We start from the raw sequence: 14809 nt of genomic DNA on the forward strand, positions 1-14809 counted from the left end.
AAAGCTGGTGCGGCGCACGCCGCACCAGCTTTCTTTTTTTGGTTCGGTTGAGTCTGCGCCGAGCGCTGGTCACTGCCCGGGGCGGTCGGAGTGCCGCCCCGACTGCTTCTTCGGGGCATCCGAAAAGACCAGTGGCGCAACATCATTGTCGTTCACCACGGCCGGGGCCGTGGTGTCGTCCGGGTGCGAAAAAAGAACCTTCGAATCCATTGCGTAATTCCTAAGCGTCGAGTCCGTCGCCGCCGGGCCGGCAGCGGGGCGCGGCGCACAGCAGAACGGAATTGGGGGCGGGCCATTCGGCCTCATCCACCTTCGACGTTACACCCCGGGACCGGCGGTCCGACCACACCCGCCGCCATCGGCGAGTTCCGCGGATCGGATCGCCGCGAACAATCACGTCAGTCCCGTTGCGCGCGAATCGGTTCCGGCGCTGTAGCGGGTTAATCGGCGGTTCGACACGGCCCGCTTCGGGCGCTTCGACCCGGCCCGCTTCGGGCCGCGTCGGCGCGGCGGGCGAAACTCGTGTGGGGCGGGCGGGGCTCGAACCCGCGACCAAGGGATTATGAGTCCCCGGCTCTAACCAACTGAGCTACCGCCCCCGGCATAGCGCGGCATCATGGTCGCACGCCCAGCCCGATCGGCGTGCACGAGGTCCCGCACCCCGACCCGCCCGGCCCCCACCGGGTTACCCGTAGATCGGCAGACCGTCGGGTCCGATCCGGTACCCCTCGGTGCCCTCGGAGACCCGCGCGGCATCCGCACCGAGGGACACCGCGATCTTGTTGCACGAGTTGCGCAGCACATCGAAGGTCAGCTCGACGGCGGCGTCCCGGTCGTAGTGCGCCAGCAGCTCGGCGCCGTCGATCTGGGCCGGGGTCCAGAGCAGCGCGTCGGTGTAACGCAGCGCCGCCCGGTGCGCCGGTGACAGGACCGAGCTGTGCGAGTAGTCGTCGATGCCGTCGTACAGGTCCTCCGAGCCGCCGGCCTCCAGCGCCGAGCGTTCCCGCAGCGATTTGCACAGCCGGCAGTTGTGCGCCCGGGCGACCCGCAGCCGCACCACCTCGGTGCTGACCGGGTCCAGGTCCGTCAGCTGCCCGATCCGGCCGACCATCCGGCCCAGCAGCAGCGCCGCCGGATCGGTGTGGTGGTCCCAGTCGCCGGCCTGCGGGGACCAGTCCACGCCGAGCGATCGCAGACCGGCCGCCACCCGGGGCACGAAGTCGGCCAGGTAGATCAACAGCGTCACCGTGGCCACGTCGGCGCCCAACGACTCGGTGTAGGCGGCGCGCTGGGCGGCGGTGATCGCCGAAACGTCGGCGGAGAACTGCTCGGCGAACTCGGTGATCATCGGATCGACCGGCCCACCTCGGGATTCGGCGGGCAGCGGCGGGCACCCGATGGTCGCCGCGCACACCTCGCGCACCGCGGCGTTCAGATCGGCGAATTTCGGCGGCGACAGCGCCACCAACCGGGTCAGATCAGCCAGCACCCCGCCAGTATCCGCCAAATCCGGCGGCTTGTCCCGTCGTACGGCTACTGCGCCTGGCTGACCGACGACATGTGGAAGTCCGGAATCCGCAGCGACGGCATCGAGGCCCGGTTGAACCAGTCGCCCCACTCCCGCGGCAGCGTCTTCTCCGCCCGGCCCGCCTCGGTGGCGCGGCGCAGCAGGTCCAGCGGCGACTCGTTGAACCGGAAGTTGTTCACCGCGGCGCTGACCTCACCGTCCTCGATCAGGTAGACCCCGTCCCGGGTCAGCCCGGTCAGCAGCAGGGACGTCGGATCGACCTCCCGGATGTACCACAGGGTGGTCAGCAGCAAGCCCCGCTCGGTGCCGGCGACCATGTCGGCCAGCTCCGCATCACCGCCGGTCATCAGCAGGTTCGACGACGGAATCGCCACCGGCACATCGAATTCCAGCGCCGCCGCGCGCGGATAGGCCAGCGCCGCGATGGAACCGTCGCGGATCCAGTCCACCCGGGTCAGGTCCAGACCGTTGTCGAACACCGACGTCGTCTCCGACGAGCTGCCCACCGCCAGAAACGGCGTGCACTCCAGCCCGGGCGCGGCCGGATCCGAGTACATGGTCAGGCCCAGGTCGGTCAGCCGCTCCCCCACCCGGGTCCCGCCGCCGGGCGCGGCCAGCGCGGTGCGCCCCTCCTGGGCGCCGCGGCCGTCCATCGTCCAGCCCAGGTAGATCATCATGTCCGCGACCGTCGAGGGCGGCATGATCGTCTCGTAGTGCCCGGCCGGCAGTTCGACGGTGCGCTGCGCCCAGCCCAGCCGCATCGCCAGCTCGGCGAGCAGATCGTCGGTCGCGACGTCGTCGAACCAGGGTGTGCTCACCCCGGCCCACGCGCTGGCGCCGTTGCGCTTGGCGTTGATCTCCACTGACCCGGTCGGCTGCACCGAACGCCGCCGCAGCCCGGTGGAGGTGGCCAGCCAGGTGGTCTCCACCACGTGATGGGCGAAACCGTAGAGGGTGTCGGGGCCGGTGAAGCCGCGCGCCAGCGCCTCGGCGACCGGGGCGAACACCTCCGCTCCGGTGCCCGGCGCCGGTTCGTCCCAACCCACCCCGGCCGGGTCGGCGGGCAGCAGCGGGAAGCTGTCGCGGGCCGCGGGCGCCGAGCGCGCGGCGGCCTGCGAGGCCGCGACCAGCGCGGGGATCGCCTCGCGGTCGACCTCGGCGGAGGCCAGTGAGCCGACGTGCGCCCGGCCGCCGCGCCGGACGATGGAGATCACCGTGGTGGTGCGCGAGGTCGAAACCCCGTTGGTGGTCATGGTGTTTCCGGCCCAGCGCAGCGCCGCGGTGGCGGTGTCGGTGACCAGGACGATGGTCTCGTCGGCACCGCCGGCGCAGGCGGCGGCCGCCAGCGCCAGCTCGACGACCTGTGCGGCGGGGATCATCAGTGCCCCGCTTCGGCAACGGTGTTGAGCACATTGACTCCCCTGAACAGGGCCGACGGACAGCCGTGACTGACGGCGGCCACCTGGCCGGGCTGGGCCTTGCCGCAGTTGAACGCGCCGCCCAGCCGCCAGGTCGACGGCCCACCGACGGCCTCCATGGAGTTCCAGAAGTCGGTGGTGCTGGACTGGTAGGCGACGTCGCGCACCTGACCGGCCAACCGGCCGTTGCGGATTCGGTAGAAACGCTGGCCGGTGAACTGAAAGTTGTATCGCTGCATGTCGATTGACCAGGACTTGTCGCCGACGATGTAGAGCCCGTCGTCGACCCGCGAGATCAGGTCCTCGGTGGCGATGTCCTCGGCGGCCGGGGCCAGCGACACGTTGGCCATCCGCTGAATCGGCACGTGGTGCGGGGAGTCGGCATAGGAGCAGCCATTGGACCGGGACCGGCCCAACCGCGGCGCGAACACCCGGTCCAGTTGGTAGCCGACGAAGATGCCGTCGCGCACCAGATCCCAGGATTGCGCGGCCACCCCCTCGTCGTCGAAACCGATGGTGGCCAGCCCGTGCTCCACGGTCCGGTCGGCGGTCACGGTCATCACCGGCGAGCCGTAGCGCATGCTGCCCAGCTTGTCCGGGGTGGCGAACGAGGTCCCGGCGTAGGCCGACTCGTAACCGATGGCCCGATCGTATTCGGTTGCGTGCCCGATGGATTCGTGGATGGTCAGCCACAGGTTGGTCGGGTCGATGACCAGGTCGGTGACCCCGGCGGTCACCGACGGCGCCTTGGTCTTCTCCGCCAGCAACTCCGGCAGCCGGGCCAGCTCGGTGCTCCAGTCCCACACCCGGTCGCCGGCGACCACCTCCCAGCCGCGGCCCATCGGCGGGGCCAGGGTGCGCATCGACTCGAAGTGCCCAGCGGCCGGATCCACCGAAACCGCGTCCAGGGTCGGCAGCACCCGCACTCGCTGCTGGGTGATCGAGGAGCCGAAGGTGTCGGCGTAGAAGGTTTGTTCCTTCACCGCGTGCAGCCCGGCCGAGACGTGGTCGACGCCGTCGGAGGCGAGCAGTCGGCCCGAGTACTCGGCCAGCACGGCGATCTTTTCGGCGCCGGGCACCTCGAACGGATCGATCTCATAGCTCGAGGTCCACATCGCGTTCTCGTACACCGGCTCCTCGGCCAGTTCGATCGCCTCGGCGTTGAGCGCGGCCAGGCTGTTGGCGACCTCGACCGCGCGCCGCGCGGTGTCGGCGGCCACCTCCGCCGAAAGCTCGGCGTGCGAGGCGAATCCCCATGTGCCGGCGACGATCACCCGCACCGCAAGGCCCAGCTCGCGGGTGAGCACCGAGGTTTCCAGTTCGCCGTCGCGCAGCTGGATGATCTCGCTGGTGATCCGGTGTACACGCAGGTCGGCGTAACTGGCACCGGTCTGCACCGCCGCCGACAGCGCGGCGTCGGCCAGCGCCCGGTGCGGCAGGGCCAGGAAATCGGCGTCGATGGTTCGGGCTGTCACGGGTTCTCACGGTATCCGGCCGCGCGGTGATCGCCGCGGATATCGGGGACTTCGGGCTTCTCGCGCCGCCGGGCGTGCACAATTGGGGTGAAATCGGCACCCCCAAGTGGATTATCCAGTTGGCGGCGCGCACAGCGGACATCTGTGCACGCCGCGCGGTTTAATGGCCGAATGATCCGGCGGCGCGAGACCACGCTGGCGTACGCACTGCTGGCGCCCAGCCTGTTTGGGGTGCTGGCCTTTCTGCTGCTGCCGATGCTGGTGGTGGTCTGGCTGAGCCTGCGCAGCTGGGATCTGCTCGGCCCCATCGAGAATGTCGGCCTGGACAACTGGGGTTCGGTGCTCACCGACGCCGCGTTCGGCAACTCGCTGCTGGTTACGCTGGGGTTCATTGCGCTGGTGGTGCCGGCCCAACTGCTGCTCGGGCTGGGCATCGCGGCGCTGCTGGCTCGAGAACTGCCCGGCAGCGGGTTCTTTCGCACCGTCTACGTGCTGCCGTGGATCTGCGCGCCGCTGGCGATCGCGGTGCTGTGGCGCTGGATTCTGGCCCCGACCGACGGCGCGGTGTCGGCGATGCTGGGGCACCGGATCGAATGGCTGACCGACCCGGGGCTGGCGCTGCCGGTGGTTTCGGCGGTGACGGTGTGGACCAACGTCGGCTATGTGGCGCTGTTCTTCCTGGCCGGGATCCTGGCCATCCCCGCCGACGTGCTCGATGCCGCCCGCATCGACGGCGCCACCGGGTGGCAGCGGTTCACCCGGATCATCATGCCGATGCTGCGACCGACGCTGTTCTTCGTCGCGGTGACCGGGGTGATCAGCGCCGCGCAGGTCTTCGACACCGTTTACGCGCTGACCGGCGGCGGCCCGCGCGGACGTACCGACCTGGTGGCGCACCGGATCTACGACGAGGCGTTCGGGTCCGCGGCGATCGGGCGGGCCGCGGTGATGGCGATCGTGCTGTTCGTCGTGCTGGTCGCCATCACCATCGCCCAGCACCGCTACTTCCGCAGGCGGATCAGCTATGACCTCACCTAGGTCCGGCTGGATCTACCTGGCGTTGGCCGCGGCGGCGGTCATCACCGTGGCCCCGTTCGGGCTGGGCCTGCTGACCTCGGTGACCTCGGCCCAGCAGTTCGCCACCGCGGCCCCGCTGTCCTGGCCGTCCCCGCCGACCCTGGAGAACTACGCCGCGCTGTCGGGGGCCGGGTTCGGCCGGGCCGCGATGGTGACCGCGCTGATGACCGCGGTGATCCTGGTCGGCCAGCTCAGTTCGTCGGTGCTGGCCGCGTACGCGTTTGCCCGGCTGGACTTTCCCGGTCGCGACGCGCTGTTCTGGGTGTATCTGGCAACGCTGATGGTGCCTGCGACGGTGACGGTGGTCCCGCTGTACCTGATGATGGGTTCGCTCGGTCTGCGAAACACCTTCTGGGCCCTGGTGTTGCCGTTCGTGTTCGGGTCTCCGTACGCAATCTTCCTGCTGCGCGAGCACTTTCGTTCGATCCCGCGGGACCTGGAGCGCGCCGCTCGTCTCGACGGCGCCAACACCCTTGATGTGCTGGTGCATGTGATCCTGCCGGCCAGCCGACCGATCCTGGTCACCCTGGCGCTGATCACCGTGGTTTCGCAATGGAATTCGTTCATGTGGCCGTTGGTGATCACCAGTGGCGGCAAGTGGCGGGTGCTCACCGTGGCCACCGCCGGGCTGCAGTCCCAGTACAACGCGCAGTGGACGACGGTGATGGCCGCGACCACGGTGGCGATCGTGCCACTGCTGGTGCTGTTCGTGGTCTTTCAGCGGCACATCGTGCGGTCGATCGTGGTGACCGGGCTCAAATGAGGACGCGATTTTCCACCCGGCTGGCCGTCGCGCTGGTCTGCCTGTTCGCGCTGTTGCTCGGCGCCGCGGTGCTGCTCGGCCGCGAGCCCGGCGCCTCCGGTCGGGTGGTGCTGACGCTGCGACTGTGGGATCCGCGGGTCGCCGCGGCCTACCGGGATTCGGTGCAGGCGTTCGCCGCGGCCAATCCCGATATCGAGGTCCGCATCGACACGGTGCCCTACGCCAACTATTTCGACACCCTGCGCACCGATGTCGCCGGCGGCGCCGCCCCCGACGTGTTCTGGCTCAACAGCACCAACCTCGCCGGGTACGCCGACAGCGGGCGGCTGCACCCGATCGATCCACGGCCCGGGTGGGAACCGGCCGTCGTCGACCAGTTCACCCGGGCCGGCACGCTGTGGGGCGTCCCGCAACTGACCGACGCCGGGATCGCGGTGTACTACAACGAAGACCTGCTGGCGGCCGCCGGCCTGACGCCGGCCGACCTGGCCGAGCTGAGCTGGGGCGACGGTGCGGCCGACACCCTGCGGCCGGTGCTGGCCAGGCTGACCGTCGATGCCGCCGGGCGGCGCGCCACGGACCCCGGATTCGATGCCGGGCGCACCCGGATCTGGGGGTACAACGCCGCCAATGATCTGCAGGCGATCAACCTCAACTTCGTCGGCTCGGCGGGCGGCAGCTTCGCCGAGGGGGACGCGTTCACCTTCGACAACCCGGCCGCGATCACCGCGTTCGAGTACCTGGTCGGGCTGATCAACACCGATCATGTCGCGCCGCCGGCCAGCGACACCAACGACAACGGGGATTTCTCCCGCAACCAGTTCCTGGCCGGCCGGCTGGCGCTGTTCCAATCGGGCACCTACAACCTGGCCAACATCGCCGATGCGGCCGGCTTCCGCTGGGGGGTCGCGCCGATGCCGGCCGGGCCGGCCGGGCGGGTCAGCGTCACCAACGGCATCGTCGCCGCCGGCAACGCCGCCAGCGTCCACCCCGATCGGGTGCGACGGCTGCTGGACTGGCTGGGCAGCACCGAGGGCAATGCGTTTCTGGGCGCGGGTGGGGCGACGATCCCGGCGGTGCGGCAGGCCCAGCGCGGCTATTTCGACCATTGGTCGGCCCGCGGCGTCGACGTGCGGCCGTTCTTCGAGGTGGTCGACGGCCCGCACATCGAGGTGCCCGCCGGGGCGGGCGCGGCGGCCGGGTTGACCGCGATCAGGCCGTTCTTCGACGAGATGTTCCTGGGCCGACTGCCGGTGCCGTCGGCGCTGCGGGACGCGCAGGCCGCCGCCAACCGGCGCTCTTAGGCCGGCGGTTCTTCAGGCCGGCCGTTCTTCAGAGCAGCGCCGCCAGCACACACACCGCGGCCACCACGACCAGCGCCAACGCATCGCGCCGGGCCGGGCGGGCGGTCGAGGCGGAGATCTGCCCGATGCCGCCGCGCGCGGTGATCGCGTCGCCCATCTCGTCGGCGCGGCGCAGGGCCGCGGTGATCGCCGCCACCAGCAGGTCGACGAGTTCGAAGCCGAATCGGCGCCAGCGCATCCGGCGGGTGGGCAGCTGCGCGCGGGGCCGCAGCCGTCGGGCGGCGTAGAGCACCCGGAACTCGTCGACCAGCATCGGGAAGGACCGCAGCGCCAGCGCGGTGGCGGTCGCCCACTCGTCGACCGGGATCCGCAGCAGTTTCAGCGGGCGGCCCAGGGTGGCGATGGCCGGCGCGATGTCGGCGACGTTGGTCGTCCAGGACACCATCATCGACAGGCCAAGCAGCACCACCGCCAGCAGCGTGACCCGGGTGAACGCCAGCAGGCCGCCGAGCGCGACGTCGATGCCGAAGACGTGCACCAGCGGCTCCCCGCCGCCGAGCGCGGCGGTGCCCGCCCCGATGGCCAGCAGCACCCACATCAGCTTCGGGATCGACGGCAGCGCACCGAACGGGACGCGGGCGATCCGGGCGGCCACCAGCACCACGGCCCCGACCAGCAGGATCGGCAGCCAGCCCGGGAAGAAGGTCAGCAGCACCGAGAAGGCGAACACCGCGATCAGCTTGGTGCCGGCCCACAGCTCGTGGATCACCGAGTTGCCGGGCACCGGGCGCAGCAGCACCACCGGCCGCGACTGTTTCTCCGCGCGGCTCATGCGCCACCTCCGGCCGCCGCGGAGGCCGGTTCCAGCACCCCGCCGTTGAGATGCAGGATCCGCGGGCACAGTCCCTGCAGGCCGACGAAGTCGTGCGAGATGACCACCACGGTCAGTCCGGTGTCGCGGCGCAGGTCCTCCAGCAGCCGCAGCAGCTTGCCCTGGTTGACCGCGTCGACACCGGCCAGCGGCTCGTCGAGGATCAGCACCCGGGGGCGGCGGGCCAGCAGGCCGGCCAGCACGACCCGGCGCATCTGCCCGCCGGAGAGCTGGTCGATGCGCCGCCGGGCCAGCGACCCGTCCAGGCCGACGGTGGCCAGCGCCTCGGTGATCCGGCGGCGGTCCCCGGGCGAGAAGCCGGCCGCCGAGGCGACCTCGAGGTCCACCCGGGGCCGCATGAGTTGCAGCCGGGCGGCCTGGAAGGCGACCGCGACCTGGCCGTGCTGCTCGCGGGCGGGTCGGCCGGCCACCAGGCATTCGCCGGTGGTCGGGGTGATCAGGCCGGCCATGATCCAGGCCAGCGTCGATTTTCCGGAGCCATTGCCGCCGTGGATGAGCACGCCGTCGCCGGCGGCCACGGAGAAGTCGATGTCGCGCAGCGCGGTCTTGGCCCAGGGGGTGCCCGCGCCGTAGGCGTGGGTGATGCCGCGGCATTCCAGCACGGTCTGTCCGCTGCCGGCGGCCGGGGCCGCCGCGGCGGGCACCGAGGCGGTCTGCACCATGGTGGTGTTGTCCACCGAGTCCGACAGGCTGATGATCCGGTCGGCGGCGTCGGCCTCGCCGGTGTAGTGGGTGATCTGCACGACGCTCATCGCATGGCGGGTGGTGAGCCCGGACAGCACGCCCATCAAGGCGTCCCGGCCGGCCTGATCGACCATCGAGGTGACCTCGTCGGCGATCAGCAGCCGCGGCTCCCGGGCCAGCGCCCCGGCGAACGCCAGGCGCTGCAGCTCACCGCCGGACAGCCCGCCGGTGTCGCGGTCGGCCATCCCCGACAGCCCGACCTCGGCCAGCAGCCCGTCGACGTCGACGCGCTGACCCGGCGGCAGCCCCCACACCACGTCGTCGGCGACCCGGGTGCCGAGCACCTGGGTTTCCGGGTGCTGCAGCACCACCGCGGTGCCGCCGGCCGCACCGAGGGCCACCGCTCCGGGGCGTTCGACGGTGCCCGCGGTCGGTTCGCGACCGGCCAGGATCAGCATCAGGGTGGTCTTGCCCGAGCCGTTGGCGCCGGTGACGGCGACGTTCTCCCCGGCGGCGATCTCCATGTCGATGGGGGCCAGGGCGTCGTGCTCGGCGCCGGGATAACGGAACCGAACCCCGCGCAGGGTGATCGGCACCGGGCCGGGCGGACCCGGCGGCGGGGCGTCGAGCTTGTGCACGTCGGGGATGCCGCGCAGCCGTTCCAGCACCCGCGACAGCGCCCACCAGCCGATCAGCGTCACCATCATGATGGTGAACACCGCATAGCCGCCGACCAGCAGCGGCCAGTAGTTCACCGCGGTCGCGACGAAGGCGCGCAGCGGGTCGGCGGGCGCCCGGATCGCCTCGGCCAGCGCGCTGGACTGCGAGCCGCCTGACCGGTTGGCGGCCCAGTCGGCGGCCTTGGCCATCGCCTCGAGGAATCGGGCGGTGCCCTCGAAGTTCGCGTTGATGGTGGCGAAGATGAGTTCCCGGATCCGGGACAGCGCGGCCAGTGCGGCGACCGCGAAGCCACCGAAGCCGACGCCGGCGACGAACGACGCGGCGATCACCGTCGGGGTGCCGCGCCCGCGGCGCTTGACGATGCCGGTCAGCCCGCCGATGTAGGCGCTGATGACGACGGTCATCATCCCGCCGACCCCGGCGACCAGGAAGGCGATCCCAGCCCCGGCGAACGCCGCCGCGAGCAGCACCCGCAGTCGGTAGCGGTAGGACAGCAGGCCCATCGGGACCATCCCCAGCAGTGCGACCGACTGAGCGAACGGGACGACGACGGCGATGACCGCGCAGGCCGCGCAGAGCGCGGCGGTGACCGCGGCCTGGGCAAGTTCGGCGGGGGTCAGCGACCGCGACGGGCGGCGCTGGGCCGTCGAGCTGTCTGCGATCACCGGCCCAATTCTGCCAGCCCAGAACGACCGCGGCACACGCCCCCGCCCGGCGGACCGCCCCGGCCGGTCGCCTACGGTGAAGAAATCATCGCCGCGACGGTTGATGTACATAGTTTTTCTATGTAGTTTGTGAGCATGACGTTCGATCGAACCGCGTCGCAGCGGGAGCTGGGCCCGCGGCTGCTGTCGGCGGTGACTCGACTGAACCGGCTGGCCACCCAGCGCACCCGACTACCGCTGCCCTGGGCCCAGGCCCGGCTGCTGTCGACCATCGAGAGCTCCGGGTCCGCGCGGATCTCCGACCTCGCCGCGCTGGATCACTGCTCGCAGCCGACGATGACCACCCAGGTCCGCCGCCTGGAGGACGCCGGCCTGGTCACCCGCACCGCCGATCCCGGCGATGCCCGCGCGGTGCTGATCGCCATCACCGACGCCGGGGTCGCCGCGCTGGCCCGCGCCCGCACCGACCGCGCCGCCGGCATCGACCCGCTGCTCGATCAGCTCGACGACGCCGAGCGCGAGGTGCTCGCCGAGGCGACCGAGATCATGGACCGGCTGCTGAAACTGGCCTCGCAGCGCTCGTAGCGGGTGCGGGTGTGCACGACGGGTGCGCTGGGTGCGCGTCGTGGTGCCGGTGGTGAGCGTGGTGCGCGTCCCACCGCGCTGCGCGTGTGCGTCGAGGCCGCCTGGTACGCATGGTGCCGGTGGTGAGCGTGGTGCCGGTGGTGCGCGTCCCACCCGGCCGCCGCGCTGGTGTGTGAAAATATTTTCACTCTCGGCCGCGAAAGTGAAAATATTTTCACACAGCTAGGTGGCGCGGCCCGGTGAAGTGGCGCCGTGAAGTGGCGCCGTGAAGTGGCGCCGTGAAGTGGCGCCGTGAAGTGGCCCGCCCGGTGAGGTGGCGGGCCCGGGTGCAGTGCCCGGCCGGTGAGGTCCCCGGCGCGGGACCTAGTTGACCGGCACCGGATCGAGCGACTTGAGCCGGCCGTCGTCGCCCACCGTGAAGCGCACCGTGCCGATGCCGGTCGGGCAGCAGTTGGGTTCGTCGCCCTGCAGCCACTGGTACTGCAGCGTCACGGTGTCATCGCCGGCGGCCAGCACCGTCAGGTAGGGCTTCGGGTCCGGGGTCGGGGTGCCCAGATAGTTGTTGCGGTCGAAGAACAGCACCTGGCCCGGCGACGACGCCGTCGCGCCGCTGGGACTGACCTGCACCCAGTGCAGCCGGCAGTCCCGGCTGTACCCGCGGCCGGTCTCGGTCCAGCTCGCCTCCCCCGGCGCCGCCGCGAGCCCGTCCATCGCCCGGTTGATGGTGTCGGCCGACGGGGCGTCGGCGGCGGTGCAGCTGTCCGGCGGGGTGGGCTCGGGACCCGACGGGCTCCACCCGCAGCCGGTCAGCGTCAACAGCACAACCGCGGCAAGTCCGACGAGGACACGCAACACACCCATGCCGATCAGCCTAGGAGCTGACCGGCGGACCGTCGAGGGTTGCGGCTCATTTCTCCTTGGGCGGTTCGATGACGGTGATGTCGTCGATCTCGGTGATGGTGGCCATCGGGTCCGGGGACACGCTGCGGGCGATCTTGCGCCGCCCGGCGTCGACGACCGACTTGGTGGCCGGATTGGTCGTTACCGCCTTGTACGCGCCGACGATCTGCTCATATCGGCGACGTCCGGCCTTCGTGCCGAGCACGTAGCCGACGCCCAGCACGGCGACATATCCCAACAAACCACTGCCTCCAGACGACGATCGACGCTGTCCATCCTGCCTGACGATCGCCCGGCAACGCATCCCGGGCCGAGCCCGGTCGATGCCGTTTGGCGTTCCGCGGCGTCGGTGCGCTAGAGTCAACCCTCGTTCCGCGCTTGCGCGGACGGCCTTCCCCTGTAGCTCAATTGGCAGAGCTCCCGACTGTTAATCGGGCGGTTGATGGTTCGAGTCCATCCGGGGGAGCTTTCTTTTTCCGCAGGTTCCCCGAACCGCCCGGCCGGGCGCGAGCAGTCCGACTACTGCCCCGGCGTCAGCATCTCCACCCGCCGGCACTGCTCGGGCACCCCGAAGCCCTCGACCAGCACCTCGGCATGCGGGCGCAGGGTCCGGCAGCGTTCGTTGATCCCGCGGGTGACGGCCTTGGCCCGCTCGGTGGACAGGAAACGGTGCTCCATGAACCAGGCCTTGTCGTCCTCGATCACCGACAGCGCATACAGGTCGCAGACCATCGACAGGATCCGGCGGGCGTCGTCGTCGGGGCAGCAGTCGATCCCGGCGATGAACGCCTCCAGGATCACCCGGTCGATGTGCGCCGAGGCGGCGTGCAGCACGTGGTCCTGCACGGCGTTGAAGGCGTCGAACTCCGACATCTCCTTGGATTTGCCCTGCAGCCGCCGGGCCACCGAGGCCAGCAGGTACTCCTCGCGGTCCTCGAACATGGCCAGCTGGGTGCCCCGGTTGAACAGGCTGCCCTCCTCCTCGTTGTCCTGGCGGGTGTCGAGGATGGTCTGCACGATGGTTTCGGCCGCGGTGCGCTTGAGCACCCGTTCGCCGGCGTAGTTCGCGGCAAAGCGCACCCAGCCGGCCGGGCTCATCGACTTGATGTCGTCGGCGTAGCCGGTGAGCAGTTCCTTGGCGACCAGTTGGGTCAGCACGTGGTTGTCACCCTCGAAGGTGGTGAACACATCGGTGTCGGCCTTCAGCGCGATCAGCCGATTCTCGGCCATGTAGCCGGCGCCGCCACAGGCCTCGCGGGCCTCCTGGATCGCGCGGGTGGCGTGCCAGGTGTTGGCGGCCTTGAGGCCGGCCGCGCGGGCCTCCAGCTCACGCTGCTCCTCGGGGTCGGGATCCGCGGCGGTCTGCAGGTCATGGCACTTGCTCACCAGCTCGTTCTGGGCGAACTGCAGCGCATAGGACCGGGCGATCAGCGGCAGCAACCGGCGTTGATGCACCAGGTAGTCCATGATCAGCACCTCCTGGTCCTGTCCCGGAGCCTCGAACTGCCTGCGCGACAACGCATATCGGGTGGCGATGTCCAGGGCGACGCGAGCGGCCGCCGCGGCGCTGCCGCCCACCGTGACCCGGCCGCGGATCAGCGTCCCGAGCATGGTGAAGAACCGCCGGTCCGGGTTCTCGATCGGCGAACTGTAGGTTCCGTCGGCGGCGACGTCGGCGTAGCGGTTGAGCAGGTTCTCCCGCGGCACCCGGACCTGGTCGAACATGATCCGGCCGTTGTCCACCCCGGGCAGCCCGCCCTTGTACTCGCAATCCGAGGTCGTCACCCCGGGCAGGTCTGCGCCGTCGGCGCCGCGCAGCGAAACCACCAGCGCGTGCACCCCGTGACACTTCCCGTCCGGGGTGATCAGCTGCGCGAAAACCACGGCCTCCCGGGCGGATTCGGCCGCGCCGCCGATGTAGTCCTTGCGCGACGACGGCGTCGGGGAGTTGATCACGAACTCCTCGGTGGCCGGGTCGTACTCGGCCGTCGTCTCGAGGGACTGCACGTCGCTGCCGTGGCCGGTCTCGGTCATCGCGAAGCACCCCAGCAGGTCCAGATCGATGATCCGTCGCACGTAGGCCCGGTGGTGCCGCTCGGTGCCCAGGTTCTCCACGGCACCGCCGAACAGTCCCCACTGCACCCCGGCCTTGACCATCAGGGACAGGTCCGCCATCGCGACCATCTCGATGCCCGCGATGGCGGCGCCGACCTCACCGGTGCCGCCGTGCGCCGTGCCGAAGCTGTCCGCGGCCGCACCGGTGTCGGTCATCAACCGCAGCTGCTCGTTGACCCTGCTCCGCGCGATCATGGTGTTGGGCGTGTAACGCGGACGGAAGACCTCGGTGGCCAGTTCGGCGCGCATTCGGTTCTTCACCTCGCGCCAGCGGCCGTCGAGGGTGTTGCGCAGGTGCTCAGCGATGGTGGCCATACCCGAAGTTAACCCGAATCGGGCCGGGGCCAAACCGCTATCCGATCGGGATCGTGCCGCCGACCGAGCTGCCCGGCATGATCGGGCCGGAGTAGATGCCGCCGTTGCCCAGGCCGATGCCCGGGGTGCCGACGGTGATGCCGCCGCTGTTGGAGTTCGACCGGCCGATGCAGGTTCCGGTGCCCTTGGCGCCCAGCCAGGCCAGGCACTTGCCACCCGGCTGCGCATCGTAGGCCGGGGTATCGCTGCTGCTCAGCGCCGCGATGGCGGGACCCGCGACGGCAGCGGCCGCCAGCGCCGCAACCGCGACGAGACGACGAGCGGCGAACTTCGCGGCCATCGGAGCTTCCTTCCGGTCGAACAGAACGGCCCTCAGCCTAACCGCTGCCCACCGATTCGTCGCGGCG

At 70.7% G+C, this 14809-nt stretch carries 14 protein-coding genes and 2 tRNA genes; 5 read left to right on the plus strand and 11 right to left on the minus strand.

What is annotated here, in order from left to right; all coding sequences use genetic code 11:
- Positions 1-69 precede the first annotated feature (69 nt).
- The 5 genes from G6N10_RS06975 to G6N10_RS06995 form a co-directional block, all read right to left on the minus strand.
- Positions 70-210, minus strand: a complete 141-nt coding sequence (locus G6N10_RS06975) for an SAF domain-containing protein (RefSeq protein WP_163742307.1) — start codon at positions 208-210, stop codon at positions 70-72.
- 315 nt (positions 211-525) lie between these two features.
- Positions 526-599: transfer RNA gene (locus G6N10_RS06980), tRNA-Ile, on the minus strand.
- A gap of 86 nt (positions 600-685) precedes the next feature.
- Positions 686-1489 (minus strand): carboxymuconolactone decarboxylase family protein, encoded by an 804-nt coding sequence (locus G6N10_RS06985; RefSeq protein ID WP_109750639.1) that lies wholly within the window; start codon positions 1487-1489, stop codon positions 686-688.
- A gap of 44 nt (positions 1490-1533) precedes the next feature.
- Positions 1534-2907, minus strand: a complete 1374-nt coding sequence (locus G6N10_RS06990) for a metallopeptidase TldD-related protein (RefSeq protein WP_085100570.1) — start codon at positions 2905-2907, stop codon at positions 1534-1536.
- Positions 2907-4421, minus strand: coding sequence for a TldD/PmbA family protein (locus G6N10_RS06995; RefSeq protein WP_085100567.1), 1515 nt, complete (start codon positions 4419-4421; stop codon positions 2907-2909). The genes G6N10_RS06990 and G6N10_RS06995 overlap by 1 nt, the downstream gene beginning before the upstream one ends.
- Positions 4422-4592: 171 nt before the next feature.
- On the opposite strand from G6N10_RS06995, the gene G6N10_RS07000 reads away from it, so the two are divergent.
- The 3 genes from G6N10_RS07000 to G6N10_RS07010 are packed head-to-tail and all read left to right on the plus strand — an operon-like array spanning position 4593 to position 7565.
- Positions 4593-5459, plus strand: a complete 867-nt coding sequence (locus G6N10_RS07000; protein ID WP_085100564.1) for a carbohydrate ABC transporter permease — start codon at positions 4593-4595, stop codon at positions 5457-5459.
- A complete protein-coding gene (locus G6N10_RS07005; RefSeq protein WP_085100561.1) occupies positions 5446-6261 on the plus strand; it encodes a carbohydrate ABC transporter permease in 816 nt (271 codons plus the stop codon). The genes G6N10_RS07000 and G6N10_RS07005 overlap by 14 nt, the downstream gene beginning before the upstream one ends.
- Positions 6258-7565, plus strand: a complete 1308-nt coding sequence (locus G6N10_RS07010) for an ABC transporter substrate-binding protein (protein WP_085100559.1) — start codon at positions 6258-6260, stop codon at positions 7563-7565. Before G6N10_RS07005 ends, G6N10_RS07010 begins: the two co-directional genes overlap by 4 nt.
- A gap of 28 nt (positions 7566-7593) precedes the next feature.
- On the opposite strand, the gene G6N10_RS07015 is transcribed toward G6N10_RS07010, so the two are convergent.
- Positions 7594-8397 carry a CbiQ family ECF transporter T component gene (locus G6N10_RS07015; protein ID WP_085100556.1) on the minus strand — a complete coding sequence of 268 codons (804 nt, stop codon included), beginning with the start codon at positions 8395-8397 and terminating at the stop codon, positions 7594-7596.
- Positions 8394-10487, minus strand: coding sequence for an ABC transporter ATP-binding protein (locus G6N10_RS07020; RefSeq protein WP_234810689.1), 2094 nt, complete (start codon positions 10485-10487; stop codon positions 8394-8396). Before G6N10_RS07020 ends, G6N10_RS07015 begins: the two co-directional genes overlap by 4 nt.
- Positions 10488-10622: 135 nt before the next feature.
- On the opposite strand from G6N10_RS07020, the gene G6N10_RS07025 reads away from it, so the two are divergent.
- Positions 10623-11072, plus strand: coding sequence for a MarR family winged helix-turn-helix transcriptional regulator (locus tag G6N10_RS07025; RefSeq protein WP_085100551.1), 450 nt, complete (start codon positions 10623-10625; stop codon positions 11070-11072).
- Positions 11073-11435: 363 nt separating this feature from the next.
- Here the strand turns inward: G6N10_RS07025 and G6N10_RS07030 are convergent, their stop codons facing one another.
- Positions 11436-11933: an LppP/LprE family lipoprotein gene (locus G6N10_RS07030; protein WP_109750638.1), complete on the minus strand. Its 498-nt coding sequence runs from the start codon at positions 11931-11933 to the stop codon at positions 11436-11438.
- 46 nt (positions 11934-11979) lie between these two features.
- Positions 11980-12213, minus strand: coding sequence for a hypothetical protein (locus G6N10_RS07035; RefSeq protein WP_085100548.1), 234 nt, complete (start codon positions 12211-12213; stop codon positions 11980-11982).
- Positions 12214-12365: 152 nt separating this feature from the next.
- On the opposite strand from G6N10_RS07035, the gene G6N10_RS07040 reads away from it, so the two are divergent.
- A tRNA-Asn gene (locus tag G6N10_RS07040) sits at positions 12366-12438 on the plus strand.
- 53 nt (positions 12439-12491) lie between these two features.
- Here G6N10_RS07040 and G6N10_RS07045 read toward each other — a convergent pair.
- Together G6N10_RS07045 and G6N10_RS07050 are read right to left on the minus strand one after the other, a co-directional pair.
- Complete coding sequence (locus G6N10_RS07045; protein WP_085100545.1) at positions 12492-14402, minus strand: acyl-CoA dehydrogenase family protein; 1911 nt, start codon at positions 14400-14402, stop codon at positions 12492-12494.
- A gap of 37 nt (positions 14403-14439) precedes the next feature.
- Complete coding sequence (locus G6N10_RS07050) at positions 14440-14742, minus strand: DUF7155 family protein (protein WP_085100542.1); 303 nt, start codon at positions 14740-14742, stop codon at positions 14440-14442.
- Positions 14743-14809: the final 67 nt, after the last annotated feature.

Origin of the sequence: Mycolicibacterium fallax (assembly GCF_010726955.1) — a bacterium.
GTDB lineage: Bacteria > Actinomycetota > Actinomycetes > Mycobacteriales > Mycobacteriaceae > Mycobacterium > Mycobacterium fallax.

Coding starts and splice junctions, on each gene's coding strand:
- G6N10_RS07050 (WP_085100542.1), bottom strand. CDS start 14,742: ATGGCCGCGAAGTTCGCCGCTCGTCGTCTCGTCGCGGTTGCGGCGCTG.
- G6N10_RS07025 (WP_085100551.1), top strand. CDS start 10,623: ATGACGTTCGATCGAACCGCGTCGCAGCGGGAGCTGGGCCCGCGGCTG.
- G6N10_RS07015 (WP_085100556.1), bottom strand. CDS start 8,397: ATGAGCCGCGCGGAGAAACAGTCGCGGCCGGTGGTGCTGCTGCGCCCG.
- G6N10_RS07045 (WP_085100545.1), bottom strand. CDS start 14,402: ATGGCCACCATCGCTGAGCACCTGCGCAACACCCTCGACGGCCGCTGG.
- G6N10_RS06990 (WP_085100570.1), bottom strand. CDS start 2,907: ATGATCCCCGCCGCACAGGTCGTCGAGCTGGCGCTGGCGGCCGCCGCC.
- G6N10_RS07005 (WP_085100561.1), top strand. CDS start 5,446: ATGACCTCACCTAGGTCCGGCTGGATCTACCTGGCGTTGGCCGCGGCG.
- G6N10_RS07010 (WP_085100559.1), top strand. CDS start 6,258: ATGAGGACGCGATTTTCCACCCGGCTGGCCGTCGCGCTGGTCTGCCTG.
- G6N10_RS07030 (WP_109750638.1), bottom strand. CDS start 11,933: ATGGGTGTGTTGCGTGTCCTCGTCGGACTTGCCGCGGTTGTGCTGTTG.
- G6N10_RS06975 (WP_163742307.1), bottom strand. CDS start 210: ATGGATTCGAAGGTTCTTTTTTCGCACCCGGACGACACCACGGCCCCG.
- G6N10_RS07000 (WP_085100564.1), top strand. CDS start 4,593: ATGATCCGGCGGCGCGAGACCACGCTGGCGTACGCACTGCTGGCGCCC.